The 20,792-nt window shown below is 67.2% G+C and carries 20 protein-coding genes; 14 read left to right on the top strand and 6 right to left on the bottom strand.

Annotation, left to right across the window (positions count from 1 at the left end):
- From ACQP2D_RS34560 to ACQP2D_RS34585, 6 genes are all read left to right on the top strand, one after another.
- Positions 1 to 1,425, top strand: a complete 1,425-nt coding sequence (locus ACQP2D_RS34560) for a vWA domain-containing protein (protein ID WP_433680131.1) — start codon at positions 1 to 3, stop codon at positions 1,423 to 1,425.
- 38 nt (positions 1,426 to 1,463) lie between these two features.
- Positions 1,464 to 1,775 (top strand): MmcQ/YjbR family DNA-binding protein, encoded by a 312-nt coding sequence (locus ACQP2D_RS34565; protein WP_433680132.1) that lies wholly within the window; start codon positions 1,464 to 1,466, stop codon positions 1,773 to 1,775.
- Between the two features lie 54 nt (positions 1,776 to 1,829).
- Positions 1,830 to 3,695 (top strand): HSP90 family protein, encoded by a 1,866-nt coding sequence (locus tag ACQP2D_RS34570; protein ID WP_433680133.1) that lies wholly within the window; start codon positions 1,830 to 1,832, stop codon positions 3,693 to 3,695.
- A 1-nt stretch (position 3,696) separates the two neighbouring features.
- On the top strand, positions 3,697 to 5,661 hold the full coding sequence (locus ACQP2D_RS34575; protein ID WP_433680134.1) for a hypothetical protein: 1,965 nt from the start codon (positions 3,697 to 3,699) through the stop codon (positions 5,659 to 5,661).
- A 73-nt stretch (positions 5,662 to 5,734) separates the two neighbouring features.
- Positions 5,735 to 7,108 (top strand): glutamine synthetase, encoded by a 1,374-nt coding sequence (locus ACQP2D_RS34580; protein WP_433680135.1) that lies wholly within the window; start codon positions 5,735 to 5,737, stop codon positions 7,106 to 7,108.
- Between the two features lies 1 nt (position 7,109).
- Entirely contained in the window at positions 7,110 to 8,168 is a 1,059-nt protein-coding gene (locus ACQP2D_RS34585; RefSeq protein WP_433680137.1) for an amidohydrolase family protein, read from the top strand.
- Positions 8,169 to 8,270: 102 nt separating this feature from the next.
- Here the strand turns inward: ACQP2D_RS34585 and ACQP2D_RS34590 are convergent, their stop codons facing one another.
- On the bottom strand, positions 8,271 to 8,639 hold the full coding sequence (locus tag ACQP2D_RS34590; protein ID WP_433680138.1) for a VOC family protein: 369 nt from the start codon (positions 8,637 to 8,639) through the stop codon (positions 8,271 to 8,273).
- A 61-nt stretch (positions 8,640 to 8,700) separates the two neighbouring features.
- Here ACQP2D_RS34590 and ACQP2D_RS34595 point away from each other — a divergent pair, with 61 nt between their 5' ends.
- Positions 8,701 to 9,153: a MarR family winged helix-turn-helix transcriptional regulator gene (locus ACQP2D_RS34595; protein ID WP_433680139.1), complete on the top strand. Its 453-nt coding sequence runs from the start codon at positions 8,701 to 8,703 to the stop codon at positions 9,151 to 9,153.
- A 324-nt stretch (positions 9,154 to 9,477) separates the two neighbouring features.
- A complete protein-coding gene (locus ACQP2D_RS34600) occupies positions 9,478 to 10,701 on the top strand; it encodes an RtcB family protein (RefSeq protein ID WP_433680140.1) in 1,224 nt (407 codons plus the stop codon).
- Between the two features lie 68 nt (positions 10,702 to 10,769).
- On the opposite strand, the gene ACQP2D_RS34605 is transcribed toward ACQP2D_RS34600, so the two are convergent.
- Positions 10,770 to 11,252 carry a hypothetical protein gene (locus tag ACQP2D_RS34605; RefSeq protein ID WP_433680141.1) on the bottom strand — a complete coding sequence of 161 codons (483 nt, stop codon included), beginning with the start codon at positions 11,250 to 11,252 and terminating at the stop codon, positions 10,770 to 10,772.
- Between the two features lie 209 nt (positions 11,253 to 11,461).
- On the opposite strand from ACQP2D_RS34605, the gene ACQP2D_RS34610 reads away from it, so the two are divergent.
- Positions 11,462 to 13,627 carry a RecQ family ATP-dependent DNA helicase gene (locus ACQP2D_RS34610; RefSeq protein WP_433680142.1) on the top strand — a complete coding sequence of 722 codons (2,166 nt, stop codon included), beginning with the start codon at positions 11,462 to 11,464 and terminating at the stop codon, positions 13,625 to 13,627.
- 137 nt (positions 13,628 to 13,764) lie between these two features.
- Entirely contained in the window at positions 13,765 to 13,911 is a 147-nt protein-coding gene (locus ACQP2D_RS34615; protein ID WP_433680143.1) for a hypothetical protein, read from the top strand.
- 28 nt (positions 13,912 to 13,939) lie between these two features.
- On the opposite strand, the gene ACQP2D_RS34620 is transcribed toward ACQP2D_RS34615, so the two are convergent.
- The 4 genes from ACQP2D_RS34620 to ACQP2D_RS34635 all read right to left on the bottom strand — a co-directional run bounded on the left by ACQP2D_RS34620 (position 13,940) and on the right by ACQP2D_RS34635 (position 16,679).
- Complete coding sequence (locus ACQP2D_RS34620; protein WP_354961144.1) at positions 13,940 to 14,146, bottom strand: hypothetical protein; 207 nt, start codon at positions 14,144 to 14,146, stop codon at positions 13,940 to 13,942.
- Between the two features lie 64 nt (positions 14,147 to 14,210).
- Positions 14,211 to 14,792 (bottom strand): hydrolase, encoded by a 582-nt coding sequence (locus ACQP2D_RS34625; RefSeq protein ID WP_433680144.1) that lies wholly within the window; start codon positions 14,790 to 14,792, stop codon positions 14,211 to 14,213.
- A gap of 43 nt (positions 14,793 to 14,835) precedes the next feature.
- The gene (locus tag ACQP2D_RS34630; RefSeq protein ID WP_433680145.1) at positions 14,836 to 16,242 is read right to left on the bottom strand and encodes an MFS transporter; all 1,407 of its coding nucleotides are present in this window, start codon (positions 16,240 to 16,242) and stop codon (positions 14,836 to 14,838) included.
- Positions 16,239 to 16,679 carry a MarR family winged helix-turn-helix transcriptional regulator gene (locus ACQP2D_RS34635; RefSeq protein ID WP_354959475.1) on the bottom strand — a complete coding sequence of 147 codons (441 nt, stop codon included), beginning with the start codon at positions 16,677 to 16,679 and terminating at the stop codon, positions 16,239 to 16,241. The genes ACQP2D_RS34630 and ACQP2D_RS34635 overlap by 4 nt, the downstream gene beginning before the upstream one ends.
- A 112-nt stretch (positions 16,680 to 16,791) precedes the next feature.
- Between ACQP2D_RS34635 and ligD the strand changes: the two genes are divergently transcribed.
- From ligD to ACQP2D_RS34655, 4 genes are all read left to right on the top strand, one after another.
- Entirely contained in the window at positions 16,792 to 17,751 is a 960-nt protein-coding gene (ligD, locus tag ACQP2D_RS34640; protein ID WP_433680146.1) for a non-homologous end-joining DNA ligase, read from the top strand.
- 89 nt (positions 17,752 to 17,840) lie between these two features.
- Complete coding sequence (locus ACQP2D_RS34645; protein WP_433680147.1) at positions 17,841 to 18,797, top strand: D-isomer specific 2-hydroxyacid dehydrogenase family protein; 957 nt, start codon at positions 17,841 to 17,843, stop codon at positions 18,795 to 18,797.
- Between the two features lie 216 nt (positions 18,798 to 19,013).
- The gene (locus ACQP2D_RS34650) at positions 19,014 to 19,883 is read left to right on the top strand and encodes an alpha/beta hydrolase (RefSeq protein ID WP_433680148.1); all 870 of its coding nucleotides are present in this window, start codon (positions 19,014 to 19,016) and stop codon (positions 19,881 to 19,883) included.
- 1 nt (position 19,884) lies between these two features.
- Positions 19,885 to 20,790 (top strand): SDR family NAD(P)-dependent oxidoreductase, encoded by a 906-nt coding sequence (locus ACQP2D_RS34655; RefSeq protein WP_433680149.1) that lies wholly within the window; start codon positions 19,885 to 19,887, stop codon positions 20,788 to 20,790.
- The last annotated feature ends 2 nt before the right edge of the window (positions 20,791 to 20,792 follow it).

The raw sequence follows: 20,792 nt of genomic DNA on the forward strand, positions 1-20,792 counted from the left end.
ATGGCGGCCGGATCGGTGCCCGCGACACCCACAATCAATGCGCCGCACGGGCTTTCGGGGCATCTCGTCGGTTTCGTCGAGGCATTGCGGGCGCGCGGCATCGCGGTGGGCCCCTCGGAGACGGTGGACGCGGGCCGGGTGGTGTCGGTGCTGGATCTGATGGACCGCGAGGTGTTGCGCGAGGGTCTGGCCTGCGCACTGCTGCGCCGCACCACACATCGCAGCACGTTCGACGGTCTGTTCGACCTGTGGTTCCCCGCCGCGCTCGGCGAGCGCGGCGGCACACCGGATGACCTCGAGATTCCGCGCACGCCCACCGGCGAGATCGACATGCCCGCACTGCGCGGATTGCTCGCGGCGTTGCTGAGCCGCGAGGATTCGGCGCAGCAGCTGGAAATGATCGCCGCGCAGTTGGTCGAGCAGCTCGGGCAGTACGAGTCCTCGCGCGGTCCCTCCTTCTCGGCGTACCGCACCCTGCGCGAGGTGCAGCCGGAAACCCTGCTGGCCCGGATTCTGGCGGGCCTGGGCGCCGGACCGGATACCAGCGAATTCGACACCGAGGTCGCCCGCCGGATCGGCCGGGCGCGCATCGCCGGATTCCGCGCCATCGTGGAGGCGGAAACCCATCGGCGGGTGGCCGAGAATATCGGCCGCGAGCGCGTCGCCAGCTATGCCGTCGCGCGGCAGGCGGAGGATGTCGATTTCCTGCGTGCCTCGGAAACCGAGCTCGCGGAGCTGCGGCGCAGCACCCAGCGCCTGGCCCGGATACTGGCGTCCCGACTGGCCGTGCGACGCAGACATGCGCGCCGCGGCGAGATCGATCTGCGCAAAACGCTGCGCAAATCCATGTCCACCGGCGGTGTGCCCATCGACCTGGTGAACCGCAAACCACGCCCGGGGCGCCCCGAGTTGGTCCTGCTCTGCGATGTGTCCGGATCGGTGGCCGGATTCAGCAACTTCACGCTGCTACTCGTCAGCGCGCTGCGCGAACAGTTCTCCCGGGTGCGCATTTTCGCGTTCGTGGACCGCACCGATGAGGTGACCCGGTTCTTCGATCCGAACACCCAGCTGGACCAGGCCATGGCACGCATCTTCACCGAGGGCAAAGTGGTCGGCCTGGACGGACACTCCGACTACGGCCATGCGCTCACCGGCTTCGCCACCAACTGGCCCGATGCCGTCACCGCCCGCAGCTCACTGCTGATCCTCGGCGATGCCCGCACCAATTACCGCGACCCGCGACTGGATACGCTGCGCCAACTGGTGCAGACCGCCAAACACGCGCACTGGCTCAATCCGGAGAAGGAAAGCAATTGGGGCTCAGGCGATTCCGCCGCGGATAAGTACCGCGAGGTGATCGAGATGCACGAATGCCGCTCGGCCAAACAGCTGACCGCGGTCGTGTCCCGCCTGCTGCCGGTGTAGGAGCGACAGCGAATGACGCGCGGCTGCTGAAGTACTGCTTGGCGAAACCCGGTGCCTGGCAGGACGAGCCGTGGGAGGGCGATATCGTCGCCAAGGTCGGCGACAAGATTTTCGCCTTCCTCGGATCGATGTCGATCGGGCTCGAGTGCGGGCGCAATCGGGAGGAGGCCGACGAGCTGGTCCGGATCTACCCGGACGACGTCTCGGCATCGGCCTACATCGGCCGCTACGGCTGGAATGTCATACAATTCGGCGGTGCAGTGTCCGACGACGAACTGCGTGAACTCGTCGATCAGTCCTACGACGCGATTGTAAGCAAACTCCCAAAGTCGAAGCGTCCGGGCTGTTAACACCATCAGCGTTCGTTAAGAGAACTGTTGGCGGCGCGCACCAGGATTCGGTCCATGGTGAACAGCGCACCGGGTGGTGCATGGTCGGGGTCGGACCGCATTGGTGATGGGAATTACTCGTTCCAGGTCGATCTGCGCGGAATCGTCGATCTCTTATCACATCACTTGTATTCCAGTCCTCGGGTGTACATCCGTGAGCTTTTGCAGAACGCGGTCGATGCCGTCACCGCGCGCACCCAGCGCGATGCCTCGGCGCCCACCGCGATTCGCCTGGTCATCGACGAATCGGGGCTGCGGATAACCGATCCGGGCATCGGTCTGACCGAGGCGGATGTGCATCGATTCCTCGCCACCATCGGGCATTCGTCCAAGCGCGACGATATCGAGGGCGCGCGCCGAGAGTTCCTCGGGCAGTTCGGCATCGGGCTACTGGCCTGCTTCACCGTCGCCGAGACCATCCGGGTGGTCACCCGCTCGGCCGTTGATTCGACCGCCGCGCCCGTCGAATGGCTGGCCGCCGCCGACGGCACCTATTCGCTGCGTCGGCTCGATCCGGCGGAGCGTCAAGAGCCCGGCACCACGGTGCATCTCACGCCACGAGCCGGTGCGCAGGGATGGTTCACACCCGGGCGGGTGCTCGACCTGGTCCGTGAATACGGTTCGCTGCTGCCCTACGAGGTGACGGTCGAGGCGAACGGCACCGGACTGCGCGCGACCGATGGGCCGCCGGTGTGGCGGCGCGGCTATGCGTCCCCGGCGCAGCGACGGGCTGCGCTGTTCGAATACGGCGAGCGCACGCTCGGCTTCACCCCGTTGGATGTGATCGAACTCGATGCCGAACTGGCCGGAGTCAGCGGCGTCGCCTTCGTGCTGTCGCAGCCGGGCAATCCGGCCGATCCCAGCGCCCACCGGGTCTATCTCAAGGGCATGCTGCTCGGTGACGCGGTGCGCGGACTGCTGCCGGACTGGGCCTTCTTCGTGCGCTGTGTGATCGATACCGACAGCCTGCGCCCAACCGCCTCACGCGAGGGACTCTACGAAGACGAACGCCTCGCGATCATTCGCGACACCCTCGGGAATCGAATTCGGGACTGGCTCACCGAAATCGCCGCCGAACAGCCCGAGCGGCTGGCCGCGTTCCTGTCCGTGCACGCGCTCGGCGTCAAGGCGATGGCCAGGCACTCCCCTGACATGCTGCGGATCATGGTGCCGCACTTGCTGTTCGAGACGACCGATGGCCGGGTCCCGCTGACCGAATTCGCACGCAACCATCCCGCGGTGCGGGTGACGGCAACGGTCGAGGAATTCCGCCAGGTGGCCGCCATCGCGGCCGCACAGGGCATCGGGGTCGTCAACGGCGGCTACACCTACGATGCCGAACTCGTCGCTCTGCTGCCCGCGATCCTGCCCGACGTCACGGTCACCGAACTGGACGCGGCCGCGGTCACCAACGCCCTCGACCCGGTGGATCCGCCCGACGAACTGGCGCTGGCCCCGGTGCTCGCCGCCGCCCGCACGGCCCTGGATCCGCTGTCCTGCGATGTGATTCTGCGTGCGTTCCACCCGGTTTCGGTGCCCGCGCTGCATCTGGACAGTCGCGGCGCGCGCAATGAGCGAACCCGGGTCGAGACCACGGTCGGCGCCGACGAACTCTGGACCGAGATCCTCGGTGCACTGGAAGCGAGCGCGCCCCGGGCACAGTTGGTGTTGAACCACCACAGTCCGGTGGTGCGCAGGCTGAGCCGCATCGACGATCCCGCCTTCCTGAAGACGGCCATCGAATCCCTCTATGGCCAGGCGTTGCTGATGACGCACCGGCCGCTGCGACCGGCCGATACCGCGCTGCTCAATCGCGCGTTCGGCGAATTCCTCACCTGGGCGACCAGGCACGCGGCGGGCGAGACCGCGGAGGAGGCCTGAGATGGAGACCTCCGAGATCCAGGCGGCGCTGGCGCAGAGCCGTTCGCTGCCGCACGGTCGCGGCCGCGCCGAACGCCTGGAAACCCTGGCCGCCGCCGCGAAGTCGGGTCCGGACCGGGCACTGGAGGGCAGTGTCCTTTTGGAGCTGGCCAAGGCGTATGCCTATGCGGGTGAACGAGATCTCGCTCCGGTGGCCTATGGCAGGCTACTGCGGATCTACGATGACTTCCCCGCCGAACTCGGCGGGATGACGCATTCGGTGCACTGGTATCTGAAATGGCTGACCTGGGGTCTGATCGACAATCCCGCCGTACCGCTGCACACCACCTACCGCTGGCTCGACGAACTCGAAAGTCGCTATCGGCAGCGGGGATACAGCGCTCGTCCGGTGCTCGCGCTGCGCTCGGACCTGGCCCGCGAACTCGGTGACCACGACGCGGCCGCGGAGCTGCTCGACGCGGCCCGCGCGGCAGCGCGCGACAGCATGTCCGATTGCGATGCCTGTGAACGCAACCAGTGGGGCACCAATTATGCCCAGGCCGGCGACCACGAGGCCGCACTCGAGTGCTGGCGCCCGGTCATCGATGGAACGCGCAGCTGCGCCGAGGAACCGCACCGGGTGCTCGGGCACGCATTGCTGCCGATGGTGCGCGCCGGTCGCATCGCCGAGGCGCGCGGTGCGCATTTGACGGGTTATCCCCTGGTGCGCCATGTTCCGGATCTGCGGCGCTCGGTGGGTGAGCACATCGAATTCTGCGCGTTGACCGGGAACGAGGCGCGCGGTCTGGAGATCCTGTCCGAACACACGGCGTGGCTGACCGATCCTGGCGCGGACGCCGCCATCCGGCTGGCCTTCATATCGGGTGTCGGTGTGCTGTTGCGGCGGCTGACGGAGTTGGATCTCGGCGCGCTCGAAATCGGGCGGGGCACAGTGGATTCGGTGTATGCCGAGCTCACCGTCGAAATCGGCGAGCTCACCGCACGTTACGATGCTCGCAATGGCAATACCGTGGTCGGCGATCGGGTCGCGGCCCGCCTCGCGCAACAGCCGCTGGTCGAGCGTCTTCCACTCGGTGTGCGCAATACCTTGCCGCGCAAGGTCGCCGCCGTGGTACCGGCTGTCACCGCGACATCCGAGGAACAAGCCGAGGACGCGCTGCAACTGGCCGAACTGGCCGCGGTACGACTGGTCGACTATCCACAGGACGCCGAACAGTATCTGCGCCAGGCACTCTCGATCGGCGCCACCGCACTGCCCGCCGAACATCTCGCGCGCCTGAGCTCCCAACTCGTCATGGCGTTGTCCGGGCAGCGGGGCCGCGAATACGAGTTGGCCGACGCGGCGCTCACCGCCGCGGCCCGCTGGGAACCGATTTCGCCCGCGGACGCGATACACCTCATCTTCGTCGCCGCGCGTGCACTGCACCGGGCCGGACGGCACGGTGAGGCGGCCGCACTGTTCGAACAGCCACTCGCGGCCGGGGAGATGCCCTATCCACCCGCCGAAATGGCGCTCGTGCGTCGCCAATACGGCGAATCGCTGCGCAAACTCAACCGATACCGTGATGCCGCACAGCAATTCGTCGAGGCGGCCAGGCTGGTCCACAACGATCCCGACCGCGTCGAACTCGAGGCCGATCTGGCCTGGTCGGCGGCCTCGGTGCTGGACTACTGCGGCGAGGACGAACAGGCGGTCGCCGCCTTCCTGCGCGCCGCGCACCTGTGGGGCGGCCTCGGTCGCATCGGCCCCCGAGCCAAATGCCTGCGCTCGGCGGCCTGGCTACAGCTCTACGGCAGCGGTTCGGCATCCGATCGGCCATGGCTGGCGACGATGCGCGGACTACTCGCGGAACTGGAAGAACTGGCCGAAACGGCCCCGTCCAGCGAGGTAGCCACCGAACTCCTCAACACCCGCAGCCAGCTGGCCGATATGGAGCGCGACGAGGTCGAGGAACCGGACGAGTGACCATCAATGACCTCCCGGGATCTTGTCGGCGCTATCACGCCATCTGCGGGCGCGAGCGGATTATCTTGGGACTATGCCCACCATGCCGGATCGGATACCGGCCGAAGGTGCCCACGATGCGCTGATCGGACACCTCGAGGCCCATATGGTCGTGCTTTCCTTCGTCGACAATGCCGGAATAACCAGGGTGAAGACGGTCCCGAAGGGGCGGCTGGCGCAGGCCGCCAAATATGGGATCGGCGTCTCCCCCTGTTTCGAGACCTTCACCTTCGACGATCTGATGTCGGTCGGCCGATATCTCGGCGGACCCGACGGCGATCTGCGCCTGATCCCGGACCTGTCCCGGCTGACCGAACTGGCCTGTCAGCCGGGCTGGGCCTGGGCGCCCGCCGATAAGTACACCCAGGACGGCACCCGCTTCGTCGCCTGCCAGCGCGCGTTCGCGACCCGGCAGACCCAGGCGGCGCAGGAGTCGGGCCTGCGGCTATCGATGTCCTTCGAGACGGAATGGGCGCTCGGGCGCGCGGATGCCGAAAACGATTTCGTCCCAGCGGTATACGGACCCGCCTACGGCATGATCCGCTTGAGCCAGGTGGCCGAGTACGCCAGCGATCTGGTCGCGGCATTGGAACGCCAGGAGATCGCGGTCGATCAGTTCCATCCGGAATACGCGCTCGCGCAAATGGAGCTGTCGGTCGCACCCAACGATCCGGTGGCCGCGGCCGATGACGTGGTCCTGCTCCGGCACACCATCCGGCAGGTGAGCGCGCAATACGGCTGGCGCGCGCTGCTGGCGCCGTGTATCGAGCCCGGCGGTGCGGGTTCCGGTGCGCACCTGCATTTTTCGCTCCAGGACGAGCAGGGGCCGCTGTTCGCCGGTGGCGACGGGCCGTACGGCATGCGGGGCGTCGGCGAGGCATTCCTGGCCGGTGTGCTACGCGAACTGCCCGCACTGGTGGCGATCGGGGCGGGCAATCCGGCGAGCTTCCTGCGGCTGCAGCCCTCGCGCTGGGCCGGGATCTGGCAATGCTGGGGCCGGGAGACCAGGGAGTCCGCCCTGCGCTTCATCACCGGCGTGCAGGGCACCGAGGAATGGGCGGCCAATGCCGAGATCAAATGTTTCGACGCGACCGGTAATCCGTATCTGATCGTCGGCACGGTCATTGCCGCCGGGCTCGCCGGCGTCGCCGAAGAACTGCGGCTGCCCGCCGAGATCACTGGCGATCCGGTGGGATTCGATGCGGAACAACTCATGCTCTCCGGTGTGCGGCGGCTGCCGACCAGCTCCATGGAAGCCGCCGACGCACTCGCGGATTCCAAGGTGCTCGCCGAGGCGCTCGGCGTCGAATTGCACGATGCCCTGCTCACCGTGCGCCGCGCAGAGGCCGAACGCTATCGGGATATCAGCCCGGCCAAGGTGGTCGAGCTGACCCGGTGGCGGTTCTAGCGTGCTCACCGATGGCATCGCGCTCACCGATCACCACTGTCACGGCGTTGTGGCCGCCGATCTGGACCGGCCCGGTTTCGAGCGGCTGCTCGGCGAAGGGCAACGCGGCAGTTTCGATTCGGCGCTCGGTCTCGCGGTAAGGCGTTGGTGCGCGCCGGTTCTCGATCTGGAACCGCATGCGGATCCGGAGCGGTATCTGGGCCGCCGCGCCGAACTCGGCTGGCGTGAAACCACCACCCGGCTACTGCGCGCCACCGGCGTCACCCGCTGGTTCCTCGACACCGGATTCGGCGGCGGACGAGCGGAATTCGCGGCGGTTGCCGACGGTGAGGTGCGCGAGATCGTCCGACTCGAACACCTCGCCGAACAGGTGATCGCCGAAGTCGGGGTGGAGACGACGCCGTTCGAGGATATCGAGACCGCCCTGCGTGGGCGGGTCCGAAATGCCGTCGGCCTCAAGACAATCGCGGCCTACCGCTGCGGACTCGACTTCCCGCGCACCGATACCCCGCCCGATGAAGTCACCCTCGAACGCCGCCTCACCGATCCGGCGACCCTGGGCTGGCTGGTCGGACTCGGTGCCCGCATCAGCGGGGAATTCGGCCTGCCCCTGCAGTTCCACACCGGTTTCGGGGATGCCGATCTGCGACTGCGGCACGCGGATCCATTGCTGCTGACCGACTTCCTGCGGGCCACGGCGGGCTCGGGAACATCGGTCGTACTGCTGCACTGCTGGCCCTTCCACCGCAACGCGGCCTATCTCGCGCACGCCTTCGACCACGTGCATCTCGACCTCGGTCTGACGATTCCCTATGTGGGGCAGCGGGCCGCGGCAGTGCTCGCGGAAACACTCGAGCTCGCCCCGTTCCGTTCGATGCTCTACTCCTCGGACGGCTACGGACTTCCGGAACTGCACTACCTCGGCGCGGTGCTGTGGCGCCGCGGTCTCGGCCGTCTGCTCGACGAGTGGATCGCCGAAGACGTCATTACGTCCGGCGACGCCGAGCGGCTCGTCATCGCGATCGCGAACGGAAACGCCGCGCGTACCTACCCGAACTGAAAAGCCGTCGGACGCTCATCAGTATCCAGATCTCGAAAAGCGAACGGTTTCGCACAATCGTCTCCCGACTGTGCCGCGTGATCAGCGACAATTGCGGGCCTATCAGGCGCGGTCGTGGAGAGTGACCTGGTAGCCGTCGGGGTCGGCGAAGGTGAATGTCCGACCGAAGGGGCCGTCGATCGGTGCGGAGACGATGGTGTGCCCGTCGGCGACGAGAGCATCGTGAATGGCCTGGACGTCTGTGGCGTGGAGCCAGATCGCGGCACCGATGCCGGGCCGAGCAACGGATGCGAGATCGGTGCCGGGAACGACGTCGCGGAGTGCGAACGCGATCGGCTTCGTTTCGAAGACGACGGCGTGCGGAGGTCCGGCCTGCGAGCGGACGAGGCCGAGGTACCGCTCATAGAACGCCTGCGAAGCGTCGAGGTCGCGTGCCTGGAGTGAGATGAAGTCGGGGCCGGTGACGGGCATGATGATGCTCCTTAGTCTGTGTCAGTTTTCTGACATGCGCAATGTATGTCAGAATACTGACATGAGTCAAGACGGTGTCGACCTGGAGACGTCACTGGGCTACCTGCTGAAAGAGGCGTCGAGCGCCCTCCGCATAGCCATGGAGGAGGTGCTGCGGCCACTCGGGATGAGCGTGACGCACTACTCCTGCCTCGAGCTGCTGGCTCAACGACCGGGCTTGTCGAACTCCGAGCTCGCACGGGGCGCGTTCGTGACACGGCAGACGATGAACGTGCTGCTCCAAGCCCTGGAGCGAGACGGCTACGTGACCAGGCCCGCGGAGGCACCCGTCGGGAAGGTTCTTCCCACACGCCTCACGCCTCGCGGCCGACGGAGCCTCGAGAAGGCGACCGTAGCGGTCCGGTCCGTCGAGGTCAGAATGCTGGCCGGCATGACCGAGACCGAGCAGTCAGACGCGTTCCGGATCCTGCGGAGCATGATCCATTCCCTGCGCGATGGCAACGACGGTGCATAGCTCGTCCCCGGCGCACGTCTCGCCGCCCGGATAGGAGTGCAGCCGAGCATGCAATCCGTGCAGGCAACCTCGAAACCGACAGACCGGACTACACCCTCTTCCGCGATAAGCCACGAATCCTTCACCGATGTGCCCGCGAAATATCGGCAGTACTTCAAGGACATCGACTACACCGGGACAGTGGCATCCGCGGCGGGGCATGGAAACTGTGCAGCCTGGCCGCCGATTTCGTAGAGCCGTAACCGGCGAAAAATGATGTGCGGATGGCTGTGCGGAGAAACTAGCGTTGAAGGGGAACACACCGAACGAGAAAGGAAGTTCCCCATGTTTCCCGTCGAGCTGCGCGGTGCGAGGGCGCAGACGCTCATGTGGGCCAACGAGCACGACATCGAGCAGTCCGCGCTGCGGCAACTGCGAAATATCGCGCAACTACCATGGGTCCACGGCGTCCGCGTCATGCCGGATGTGCACCTCGGCAAGGGAGCGACGGTCGGTTCGGTGATCGCGATGCGCGATGCCGTCGCGCCAGCGGCCGTCGGCGTGGATATCGGCTGCGGCATGGAAAGCGTCAAGACCGACCTCACCGCCGCCGACCTGCCGGACAATCTGCATTCGTTGCGCTCGCGCATCGAAGCGGCGGTACCGGTGGGTTTCCAGGCGCATAAGAATGCGGTCGATGTCGCCGAGCTGGGGGCGCAGTTCGCCACCTCACACGGCGAGCTGGCGCGGCACAACACCGGCTGGAACCGTTTCTGGTCCGAATTCGGCTCATTGCATTCGGGCGTGCAGGCATTGGAGTCCAAGGCGCACAAGCAGATCGGCTCGCTCGGCGGCGGAAATCACTTCATCGAGATCTGCCTGGACGAGCACGATTCGGTCTGGATTCTGCTGCACTCCGGTAGCCGCAATATCGGCAAGGAACTCGCCGAACGGCATATGACCATCGCGCGCGCACTGCCGCACAACCAGGATATCCCCGATCGCGATCTGGCCGTATTCCTTTCCGGCACACCGGAAATGGAAGCCTACCGGCGCGATCTCACGTGGGCACAGGAATACGCCGCCCGCAACCGCGCGGTCATGCTGTCGCTGGTCTGCGGTGCGGTGCGTGCGGAATTCGCCGGACGCGAGGTGCGTTTCGACGATCCGATTTCATGCCATCACAACTATGTGGCGGAGGAAGAGATCGACGGTGTGCCGATGCTGGTGACCCGTAAAGGTGCGGTGCGGGCGGGTGCCGGCGATCTGGCGTTGATTCCGGGTTCGATGGGCACGCGCTCATATGTGGTGCGCGGCAAGGGCAATCCGGCCTCGTTCCAGTCGGCATCGCACGGCGCGGGTCGGCGGATGAGCCGGAATGCGGCGAAGCGGCAGTTCACCGTCGCCGATCTGATCGCACAGACCGAAGGGGTGGAGTCGCGTAAGGACGCGGGTGTGGTCGATGAGATCCCGGCCGCATACAAGGACATCGACGAGGTGATCGCGGCACAGAGCGATCTGGTGGATATCGTCGCGACGTTGCATCAGGTCCTGTGCGTGAAGGGGTGAAATAGCCCGGATCCGATGACACAGGGCCGAATGACGGTACGCACAACCGCAATTCGGCCCTGAATTCTTCAGCGTCGCCGCAATGTGCCAGCTACCCCAGCGCCGATCAGCAGTACGCCGAGGATGAATGCGTAGCCGCTCGTCACCCAGGTGATCAGCGCTAACCGCATTTCATCGGACAGCACCGGCAGATCGTCGTGGATGATCCGCCAGGTGTCGTCCGGAAAAAGGAAGTACACGAATCCCGGCACCACACCCCAGACCAGTCCGGCCAGCACCGGCCCGGCAGGTGAGTACGCGGCCAGCGCCGCGACCAGCAGCAAGAGCAGCGCCCCACCGACGATCTGGAAGGTCGATCCGGCCCGATTGGCCGCGGATCCGAGAATGACCCACTGCCGGGTGTCCAGCGCCGCGTGCGCGGCCAGCCCGATCCCGACCGGTGTCACCACCAGACCGACCAGAATGCCGACCAGCGTCCGCCCGAACCCACCGGTGCTGCGGAACTGGGAGCCGGGCGGAGACCAACCCGGCGGCGGCTCGTAGTTGGTCATGGCTACCTCCTGCGCGGTCCCACGGTGCCGAGCTATCGTCTCACCCTATTGTCCGTTCCCCGGGGGTATTTCACCGTTCTGTGCGGAACGAACTCGTGACGATCGGGTAGCGCGAGGCAGTCGATATGCCGTGCCTTTCCCAGATCAACAATCCGCCGGACCAAAGGTGGTCGGCAGCGCTGTCGGTGGCATCGGGCACGATGGAGCGCATGACCACGGCGGCCGGTACGTCAGCGATCGACCTCACAGCTCCCGACCTGCGCGAGCGGGCCGAGGAGCTGCTGCGCGATCTGGCGGGACCGGAAGCGAGGCTGCGCGAGGATCAGTGGACGGCAATCGAGGCGCTGATCGTTCGGCGACGGCGGGCGCTGGTGGTGCAGCGCACCGGCTGGGGCAAGTCGGCGGTGTATTTCATCGCCGCGAAGCTGTTGCGGCGGGCGGGTCGCGGTCCGACAGTGATCGTGTCGCCGCTGCTGGCGCTGATGCGCAACCAGGTCGCGGCCGCCGAACGCGCGGGTGTCGTCGCGGCGACCATCAATTCCGGCAATGTCACCGAATGGGACGAGATCCACGATCGGGTGGCCGCTGGCGAGGTGGACGTGCTGCTGGTCAGCCCGGAACGGCTGAACAATCCGGATTTCCGCGACCAGGTGCTGCCCAAGCTGGCCGCCGACGCCGGACTGGTCGTGATCGACGAAGCGCACTGCGTCTCCGACTGGGGTCACGATTTCCGGCCCGACTACCGCCGCATCCGCACGCTGATCGCCGATCTCGGCTCCGATGTGCCGGTGCTGGCCACCACCGCGACAGCCAACGACCGGGTGGTCACCGATGTCGCGACGCAGATCGGCACGGACGCCGCGTCCACCCACCCCACCGACTCCATCGGCCTGCCACCCCCGTTGGTACTGCGCGGCACCCTGGATCGTGAATCGCTGCATCTGTCGGTGGTCCACTTCGACGACGCGGTCGAGCGCACCGCCTGGCTGAGCGGGCACCTCGGCGAGCTGGCCGGCTCCGGCATCGTCTACACCCTCACCGTCGCCGCCGCCCACGATCTCGCCGATGTGCTGACTGCGCACGGACACAATGTCGCCGCCTACACCGGGCAGACCGATACCGCCGAACGCGAGGCGCTGGAGGCGGCGCTGCTCAACAACGAGGTCAAGGCGCTCATCGCCACCTCGGCACTCGGCATGGGCTTCGACAAACCCGATCTGGGATTCGTGGTGCACGTCGGCGCGCCGTCCTCCCCCATCGCCTACTACCAGCAGGTGGGGCGCGCGGGCCGCGGCACCGATCGCGCCGAGGTGGTGCTGTTGCCCGGACCCGAGGACACCAGGATCTGGAGTTACTTTGCCTCCGTGGCCTTTCCGCGCGAACACATAGTGCGCTCAGTACTCGACGCATTGGATTTCGACCGGGCCATGTCGACGGCCGCACTGGAACCGCTGGTCGAGCTGAACCGCTCGCGGCTGGAGATGGTGCTCAAGGTGCTGGATGTGGACGGCGCGGTGCGGCGGGTCCGCGGCGGCTGGATCGCCACCGGACAGCCGTGGACCTACGACACCGAACGCTACGAACGCCTGGCCGCGGCCCGCGAGGTCGAACAGCAGGCGATGATCGACTATCAGCGCACCACCGGCTGCCGGATGCGTTTCCTGCGCCGCCAGCTCGACGACCCGGCACTGTCCGCGCTCGACGGCGATGCGCCCGGCTGCGGTCGCTGCGACAACTGCACCGGCACCCGGCTCGATACCACCATCGATTCCTCGGCCATCGCCGCGACCCGGGCCCGACTCGACCGTCCCGGTCTCGACCTGGCCCCGCGCAAACAGTGGCCGACCGGGATGGCGAAGCTCGGCATCCCATTGTCCGGCAAGATCACCAAGGGCGCCGAGACCGGACGAGCACTCGGCAGGCTCACCGACCTGGGGTGGGGCCAGCGCCTGCGCGCCCTCCTCGACGCCCCGGACGATCCGGTTCCGGATGCGGTCTTCGATGCCTGCATCGCCGTATTGCGCGAGTGGAATTGGGCAACTCGCCCGACCGCGGTCATGGCCCTCGAATCGCACCGTCATCCGGTGCTCACCGCCACCCTCGCGGCCCGCCTCGCCGAGGTCGGTCGCCTCCGCGACCTCGGCACCCTGCGGTTGCGTCCGGACCGGCCGCCGGTGTCGGCGGCGAACTCCGCGCACCGGGTGGCCGGGCTGTTCGACTCCTGGCTGATCCCGGACCCGATTTCGGTCGACGGGCCGATTCTGCTGGTCGACGCCCGCTCCGATACCGGCTGGACGCTCACGGTCGCCGCCCATGCGCTCCGGAACGCCGGTGCACCGGCGGTTCTGCCATTCGCGCTGGCGACCCAGACGTAGTCGGCCCAGCTCAGGGCAGGCCGATGCATCCGCGAACCCGTCGTTGACCGCTCAATAACTGACAACCTAGCGAATATTTAGCGAACGCGCGTTTCAGACCGGGTTCGGTAGGTCACGATATCCACATGAACTCGAACATGCCCGCAGAAAGGCTGCTCAGAGAGGTCACCGCGCGGTATGGCTCGGCCGAGGCGTTCTTCGAAGTCTTGGAAAAATTGCGCATCGACCCGCTCGCCGACACCATCGAGCTACCGCCCATGCCGGAACTGCACGGACACAACTGAGCCGCCGCGGTCGGCTACCGGTCACGCCTCACTGGCGCGCGTCCGGTAGCCGAAGCGTCGGTGGATCCGGTTCCATTCGCTTGGTATCGCTGAGTCGGTCGTCGGGCAAGATCGGCCTGCGCGGCTCGCGGACGCCCGCGGCCCCGCCACCGGCTTCGCCGGGACCCCGGCCGCCACCGGCGGGCACCCCGCGTCCGAACAGTCGACGAATCGCTCGCATCAGCTTGGTCATCATCTCGCCAGTGTGCGCCCCTTCGACCCCGGTTGACACCGATGTTCACGACCGGCGAAGCCGCGGGTCAGCGGGTTGCGGCGACCAGTTCGACGATCTCGGCGGTGGTGCCGGTTTCGCCGAGGCGCGGGAAGATCTTGGTGATGCTGTGCTGGTGGGCCTCGGCATCGGAGTCGGTCATGGCATCGACAGCCAGGGTGACGTGGTAGCCGTGTTCGTGCGCGGCGCGGGCGGTCGATTCGACGCCGATGCTGGTCGCGATCCCGGCCAGCACGATCTGGGTGATGCCGCGGCGGCGCAGTTGCAGATCGAGGTCGGTGCCGTAGAACGCGCCCCAGTTGCGTTTGGTGACGTGGATATCCTCGGGATGGCCGGTGAGATCGTCCACGATCCGGTCCCAGCCCTCCGGCGGATTACCGGCCGGGAACGGAAATTCATTGCGCCCCTTCACCTGATCGGCGCGATCGGCCGAGAACGAGACACGCACCAGCACCACCGGCAGGCCGTGCGCGCGGAAGGCGTGGGCGAGCGCGGCGGAGTTCTCGATGACGGCCGCGGCCGAATGCGGTTGGCGCGGTGCGGCGACGATGCCGTGCTGCAGGTCGATGACGACCAGTGCGGTGCGCTCGTCGAGTGTGGTAACCGGCATATTGCGACCTTTCCGAGGTGAATTGTCTTGGGATATAGGAAGCTCAGGTTGCCGCGCGCCCCACGCGCGCGAGTGAGCGATCCGCGAGCGTGGCGATCACCAGCAGCACCGACACGACGAGCAGCATCGCCGCCAACTCGTGTACCCCGGCGCTATCGGCGGCATGCGGGAATACGGCCGCATCGGCCGCCGCCGCGATCAACGCACCGAGATACATTCCGGTGCGCAACAAGCCGGCCGACGACGCCATTCGCGCCGGATCGGCCTGGTCGTACAGCGCGTTCTGATTGGCCAGCCCATTGAGCCCCTGCGGCAGCCCGATCAGCACACCGAGCGCCACCAATAGCCAAATCCCGGTGTGCGGACCGAGCAGCAGCAGGCACGCGCACGCGGCGACCTGCAACAGCCCACCCGCGATGAGCTTGCCGCGGACCTGGCGACGCCGTCCGGTAATGGCGGTGATCACTATGGCGCTCAACGACATCGGCAGCAGCACCAGTCCCGCCACGGACGCACTCAGCGACCGCCCCTCCTCCAACCATTGGGTAAAGCCATAGAGGAAGGCATAGGCGGTGACAAAGGCGAGCACCTGACGGCCGTAGGTGGCCAACAGCGGCGCATTACCGCCGAGCACCCGCAGATCGATGAACGGCGCCTCGGCACGCAACTCCCGCAGCACGAATACCAGCCCGACCACACCGGCGATCACCAGCAGATACCAGTGCGCGAGGGCCGGTTCCATCAGAAACAGCATCGATGAGACCAGCGCGCCCGCGAACAACACCATGCCGGCGATATCCACACCGCCGTCCTGCCGCGCCCGCACCGCCGCGGGCAATTCGGCCACCTTGGGCAGGCGCATCCGCCCGAGCACCAGGCACGCCAGCGATAACGGCACATTGATGGTGAAGATCAGATGCCAACCGCCCGCGCCGATCAGCACCCCGCCCAGCGTGGGCCCGACCACCGCCATCACCTGGTTGGCCATCGACAATACGGCGAGGACCCCGGCCGGGCTCTGCGCTCCGGTCCGCTCGGATTCGCTGCGCAATAGGAACATCGAGGCCGGATAGGCCGCCGAGGTGCCGAATCCGAGCAGCACCCTGGACAGGATCAGCACACCGAGCCCGGGTGCGAGCGCACCGAGCGCACCCGCGATACCGACCAGAGCGGTGCCGATCAGATAGAGCGTGCGTGGCCCATACCGGTCGACGAGCCGCCCGAGCACCGGCTGCCCGACCGCGGTCGCCAGGTAGAGGGCCGAGACCAGCCAGATGGTCCGCGACGGCGGTGCGCCGAATGCCTTCCCGATCGGCACCAGCGCCACCGCGAGCATCGAGGAGTTGATCGGGTTCAGAATCGAGCCGAGGATCATCGGTGCGATCAGCCCGCGATCGAATCCCGCTGCGCCAGTGGATGGTCCAGCGTGTCGCTGCTCGACGGCCGTCATGATTGCGCCACATCGTCCAGTAATGCGAGTGCCTCGAGGATGGTGCGCCGCTGTGCCTCGGTACACCGCTGCTGCAGGGTCCGAGCCAACCACTCCTGGCGTACCTGCCGGTCACCCCGCAGCCGCTCGCGCCCCGCCGCCGTCAACGACAGCAATTGCCTGCGCCCGTCCGCGGGATCCGGGCGGCGCTCGACGAATCCGTACCGATCCAGCGCCGCGACCGTCATCGCCATCGACTGCGGCCGCACGCGTTCGGCCGCGGCCAGGTCGCTGGTCGATGCCGCGCCGTCCTTGTCCAAGCGGCTGAGCACCGCGGCCTGCGACGGGGTCAGGTCGTCATCGGCGGCCAGTTCGCGCATGCGCCGGCGCAGCCTGCCGAAGACGACCCGAACCTCGGCAGCGGCCCGGACGGCGGATTCGGAGATCTTCTCGGCCATGCCGACGACTCTAATTTATTCAGTCTGAACTGTACAGTTCTGACTGCTCAGTTCGAGCTGAATATCACGCGGTTGCGCGCGATCGGACCGGGCAGCCGTTATCGTCGGACGGGTGGCCAGTAAGTCCGCGTCGCCCGCTGTCGAACTCGATATCGACGACCGCACCGTCCGCATCTCCAACCCGGACCGGATCTACTTCCCGGAGTCCGGCGCGACCAAGCTCGACCTGGTGCAGTACTACCTGAGCGTCGGCGACGGCATCGTCCGGGCGCTGCGGGACCGGCCCTGCATGCTGCACCGGTTTCCCAAGGGACTCGCGGGCGACAAGGTGCACCAGAAGCGGCTGCCCGCGGGCGCGCCCGACTGGATTCCGACGGTGCGGGTCTTCTTCCCGCGCTACAGCAGGCATGCGGACGAACTCTGCGTGGACAAGCTGGCCGATGTCATCTGGGCGGTGCAGATGTCGACCGTCGAATTCCATCCCTGGAACTCCCGCCGCGCCGACACCGAACGACCCGACGAATGGCGGATCGATCTGGATCCGATGCCGGATTGTCCGTGGTCGCGGGTGCAGCGGGTGGCGGGGGTCGCCCATGAGGTGCTCGATGAGTTGGGTGCGGTCGGCTGGCCGAAGACCTCCGGCGGCAAGGGCCTGCACATCTACGTCCGCATCGCACCGGAGTGGGGTTTCACCGAGGTGCGTCGCGCGGCACTGGCCTTCGCGCGCGAGGTCGAGCGGCGCGCGCCCGAGGATGTGACCACCACTTGGTGGCGCAAGGACCGCGATCCGAACCTGCTGTTCGTCGACTACAACCAGAACGCCCGCGACCACACCATCGCGGCCGCCTATTCGGTGCGCGGCGTACCGGAGGCGACGGTATCCACCCCCGTCCGCTGGGACGAGATACCCGATATCGAACCGCAGGATTTCACCATGAAGACCGTCCCCGCTCGCTTCGCCGAATTCGGCGATCTGCACGCGGGCATCGACGACGCGGTATTCCGCATCGACCGACTGCTGGAATGGGCCGATCGCGACAACGTGGAGGTCGACCTCGACGAGCAGGACTGACAACGAGCGGCTATCGCGGCTACCGGTGCTACCGTTCGCTTCGGAGTCAGCCGCGGCTCCCTGGTCTCGCCCGCGATAGGAGGTCGTCCATGAGCCCCGCCGAGGTTCCGGTTCCGATCGCGATCGGCCCGGCCATGCCCGCTCCGACATTGCTGCGCAAGGCGGTGGTCGAGACCGGTGCGAACGTGGTGGATCTGGCGGAGGCCAGGGCACTGATCTGGGCCGGTGGTCCCGGCGAATTCCCGGACGAACTGCCGGACACCATCGAATGGGTGCAGCTCCCGGCGGCCGGTGTCGAGGACTGGTTCACCGCGGGCATCTTCGCCCGCCATCCCGACATTCGATTCACCTCCGCCGCAGGCGCCTTCGCCGCCAGCGTGGCCGAACACGCACTGATGCTGTTGCTCGCCGGGGTGCGCTATCTGCCCGAACATCTACACGCCGGGAGCTGGCGGCAGCAGGAGTACTTTCCCCATGTCGACACGCTGCACGGTAAGACCGTCGCGATCGTCGGCGCGGGCGGAATCGGGCGCGCCCTGATCCCCATGCTCATTCCACTCGGTGTGCACGTCATCGCGGTCAACCGCTCGGGAACACCGGTGACCGGCCCCGGCATCCCCGACACCGTCGAGACGATTTCGGCCGATCAGCTCGCCCGGGTCTGGCCCCGCACCGACCACGTCGTCATCGCCGCTCCGGCCACTGCCGCCACCCGCCATCTGGTCGGCGCCGAGGAGCTCGCCCGACTCAAGCCGACATCCTGGATCGTCAATGTCGCCCGCGGCAGCCTGATCGATACCGACGCGCTGGTGGCCGCGCTGGCCTCGGGCGCGATCGCCGGTGCGGGCCTCGACGTCACCGACCCGGAACCCCTACCCGACGGTCACCCGCTCTGGGTGCTGCCGAATGCCATTGTCACCCCGCATGATTCGAATCCCCCGCAACTACGACTCGCCGCCTTCGCCGACCACGTGAGCGAGAACGTGCTCCGCTTCATCGATGGCCGCGATCTCCTCGCGCCGATCGACCCGCACCGCGGGTACTGAGGCCACGACCGGCTCGAGGCCTGGCCATGACGCGAACGTGATCAGCCTGTTTTAAATGTGCCATTGACAACTGGCACATTTATCGATGACGCTAGGGACATGACAAGGTCAACGAGGACCTCGGTCCCCGGCGTTCCGACGGTGCCGTCGGCGCGGTCCAGGCTCGCTGCCACGGCATGCGAGATCGGGCTGCGGCCGCTGAATAATGCGGTCCCCATGAACGCACCGGGAGTGTGGTTCGCACGCAAGCTGATCGCGACGATCATGGCCACGGCGGGCCCAGCACCGCGGGGCACGGCCGTCACCCAGGTCAGAGCCGGCAATATCCGCGGCGAATGGGTCCGTGGCCCCGGTGTGGATTTCGGATCGCGCGCCATCTACTACATCCACGGCAGCGGCTATGTGCTCTGCTCGGCCCGCACCCATCGCGGACTCGCCGCGCAACTGTCGCGCAGGACCGGGCTGCCGGTCTTCCTCATCGACTACCGGCTCGCGCCGGAGCATCGGTTTCCGGCCGCCGCCGATGATGTCGAGGCCGGGTACCGCTGGCTGCTCGACCGCGGTTTCGCCGCACGCGATCTGGCGATCGCCTGCGATTCGGCGGGCGGACATCTGGCATTGGATCTGCTGCTCGAGAACCAACGCCACAACCGGCCGCAACCCGCCGCCGTCGCGATGTTCTCCCCGCTGCTCGATCTGACCCTGGGGCTGGCCGCCGAACAGGAACGGCGGCAACGGGATCCGGTCATCTCGGCCCGCGCGGCCAGCCGACTCCCGTACGCCTACACCCGCGGTCTGCCCGCCGACGCACCGCGCCTGCGACTGCGCGTACCACCGGGTATGGCCCTGCCGCGGATGCTGGTCCAGGCGGGCGGCGCGGAAATGCTCAGTGCCGACGCACGACACCTGCACGAGATGGTGCGGGATGCGGGCGGCACGTGCGAACTCGAGATCTGGCCGGGCCAGGTGCACGTCTTCCAGGCGCTGCCGCTGCTGGTGCCGGAGGCGGAGAGGGCATTGCGTCGCGCCGCCGAATTCCTTTGTACCGCACTGAATTCCCACACCGTCACGGAGAAGGTGAGCTGATATGTTCGGACTGGAAAGGCTCATTCCGGTCGGGATCCGTCCGCGCCGCAGCCACGGCGCACGCGCGGTGGTGACCGGCGCCGGCAGCGGCATCGGCCGGGCCTTCGCACTCGAAATCGCCGCCCGCGGCGGGCAGGTGATCTGCGCCGATATCGATGAATCCCGCGCCGACGCTACCGTCGCGCTCATCGAACGCAACCACCCCGGCGCGGCGCACGCGTTCCGCTGCGATGTCTCCCGGCGCGAGGACGTGGAAGTGCTCGCGCGCTTCGCCGAAACGCTGTTCGAACGCCCGGTCACGCTGGTGGTCAACAATGCCGGCGTCGGCATCGGCGGAAAGCATGTCGGCGAGATCGGTTTCGACAACTGGGAATGGGCGCTCGGCATCAACCTGTGGGGTGTGGTGCACGGCTGCGAGATCTTCGCACCGCAACTGCGTGCCGCCCGTCGCGGCGGGATCATCAATGTCGCGTCGGCGGCGGCCTTCGCCGCCGCGCCATCGATGGCGGTCTACAACGCGTCCAAGGCGGCGGTGCTGTCGCTGTCGGAGACCATGGCCGCCGAAATGAGCGGCACCGGGGTCGCGGTCACCGTGCTGTGCCCGACCTTCGTCAAGACCAATGTGGCACGCGACGGCCGCATTACCGAGCAGTCGGCCCGGCTGGCCGACACCCTCATGCGCCTGACCGGCTTCTCCCCCGACCGGGTCGCGCGCAGCACCCTCGACGCCCATGACCGCGGCCAGCTGTATGTGCTGCCGCAGCTGGACGCCCACCTCATCTGGCGGCTCAAGCGCTACTTCCCCGCCCAGTACACCTATGCCCTCGGCCTCCTGGATCGGCTACTGCCACAGGAGAACTCGACCACCACGGACCGCTCCGCGGTCTCCGACAAAACGGGAGTCTGATC

The sequence above is a fragment of the Nocardia sp. CA-119907 genome, from assembly GCF_050955995.1.
Taxonomy (GTDB): Bacteria; Actinomycetota; Actinomycetes; order Mycobacteriales; family Mycobacteriaceae; genus Nocardia.

Coding starts and splice junctions, on each gene's coding strand:
- ACQP2D_RS34560 (WP_433680131.1), top strand. CDS start 1: ATGGCGGCCGGATCGGTGCCCGCGACACCCACAATCAATGCGCCGCAC.
- ACQP2D_RS34570 (WP_433680133.1), top strand. CDS start 1,830: ATGGTGAACAGCGCACCGGGTGGTGCATGGTCGGGGTCGGACCGCATT.
- ACQP2D_RS34575 (WP_433680134.1), top strand. CDS start 3,697: ATGGAGACCTCCGAGATCCAGGCGGCGCTGGCGCAGAGCCGTTCGCTG.
- ACQP2D_RS34580 (WP_433680135.1), top strand. CDS start 5,735: ATGCCCACCATGCCGGATCGGATACCGGCCGAAGGTGCCCACGATGCG.
- ACQP2D_RS34590 (WP_433680138.1), bottom strand. CDS start 8,639: ATGCCCGTCACCGGCCCCGACTTCATCTCACTCCAGGCACGCGACCTC.
- ACQP2D_RS34595 (WP_433680139.1), top strand. CDS start 8,701: ATGAGTCAAGACGGTGTCGACCTGGAGACGTCACTGGGCTACCTGCTG.
- ACQP2D_RS34600 (WP_433680140.1), top strand. CDS start 9,478: ATGTTTCCCGTCGAGCTGCGCGGTGCGAGGGCGCAGACGCTCATGTGG.
- ACQP2D_RS34605 (WP_433680141.1), bottom strand. CDS start 11,252: ATGACCAACTACGAGCCGCCGCCGGGTTGGTCTCCGCCCGGCTCCCAG.
- ACQP2D_RS34610 (WP_433680142.1), top strand. CDS start 11,462: ATGACCACGGCGGCCGGTACGTCAGCGATCGACCTCACAGCTCCCGAC.
- ACQP2D_RS34615 (WP_433680143.1), top strand. CDS start 13,765: ATGCCCGCAGAAAGGCTGCTCAGAGAGGTCACCGCGCGGTATGGCTCG.
- ACQP2D_RS34620 (WP_354961144.1), bottom strand. CDS start 14,146: ATGATGACCAAGCTGATGCGAGCGATTCGTCGACTGTTCGGACGCGGG.
- ACQP2D_RS34625 (WP_433680144.1), bottom strand. CDS start 14,792: ATGCCGGTTACCACACTCGACGAGCGCACCGCACTGGTCGTCATCGAC.
- ACQP2D_RS34630 (WP_433680145.1), bottom strand. CDS start 16,242: ATGACGGCCGTCGAGCAGCGACACGCTGGACCATCCACTGGCGCAGCG.
- ACQP2D_RS34635 (WP_354959475.1), bottom strand. CDS start 16,679: ATGGCCGAGAAGATCTCCGAATCCGCCGTCCGGGCCGCTGCCGAGGTT.
- ACQP2D_RS34645 (WP_433680147.1), top strand. CDS start 17,841: ATGAGCCCCGCCGAGGTTCCGGTTCCGATCGCGATCGGCCCGGCCATG.
- ACQP2D_RS34650 (WP_433680148.1), top strand. CDS start 19,014: ATGAACGCACCGGGAGTGTGGTTCGCACGCAAGCTGATCGCGACGATC.
- ACQP2D_RS34655 (WP_433680149.1), top strand. CDS start 19,885: ATGTTCGGACTGGAAAGGCTCATTCCGGTCGGGATCCGTCCGCGCCGC.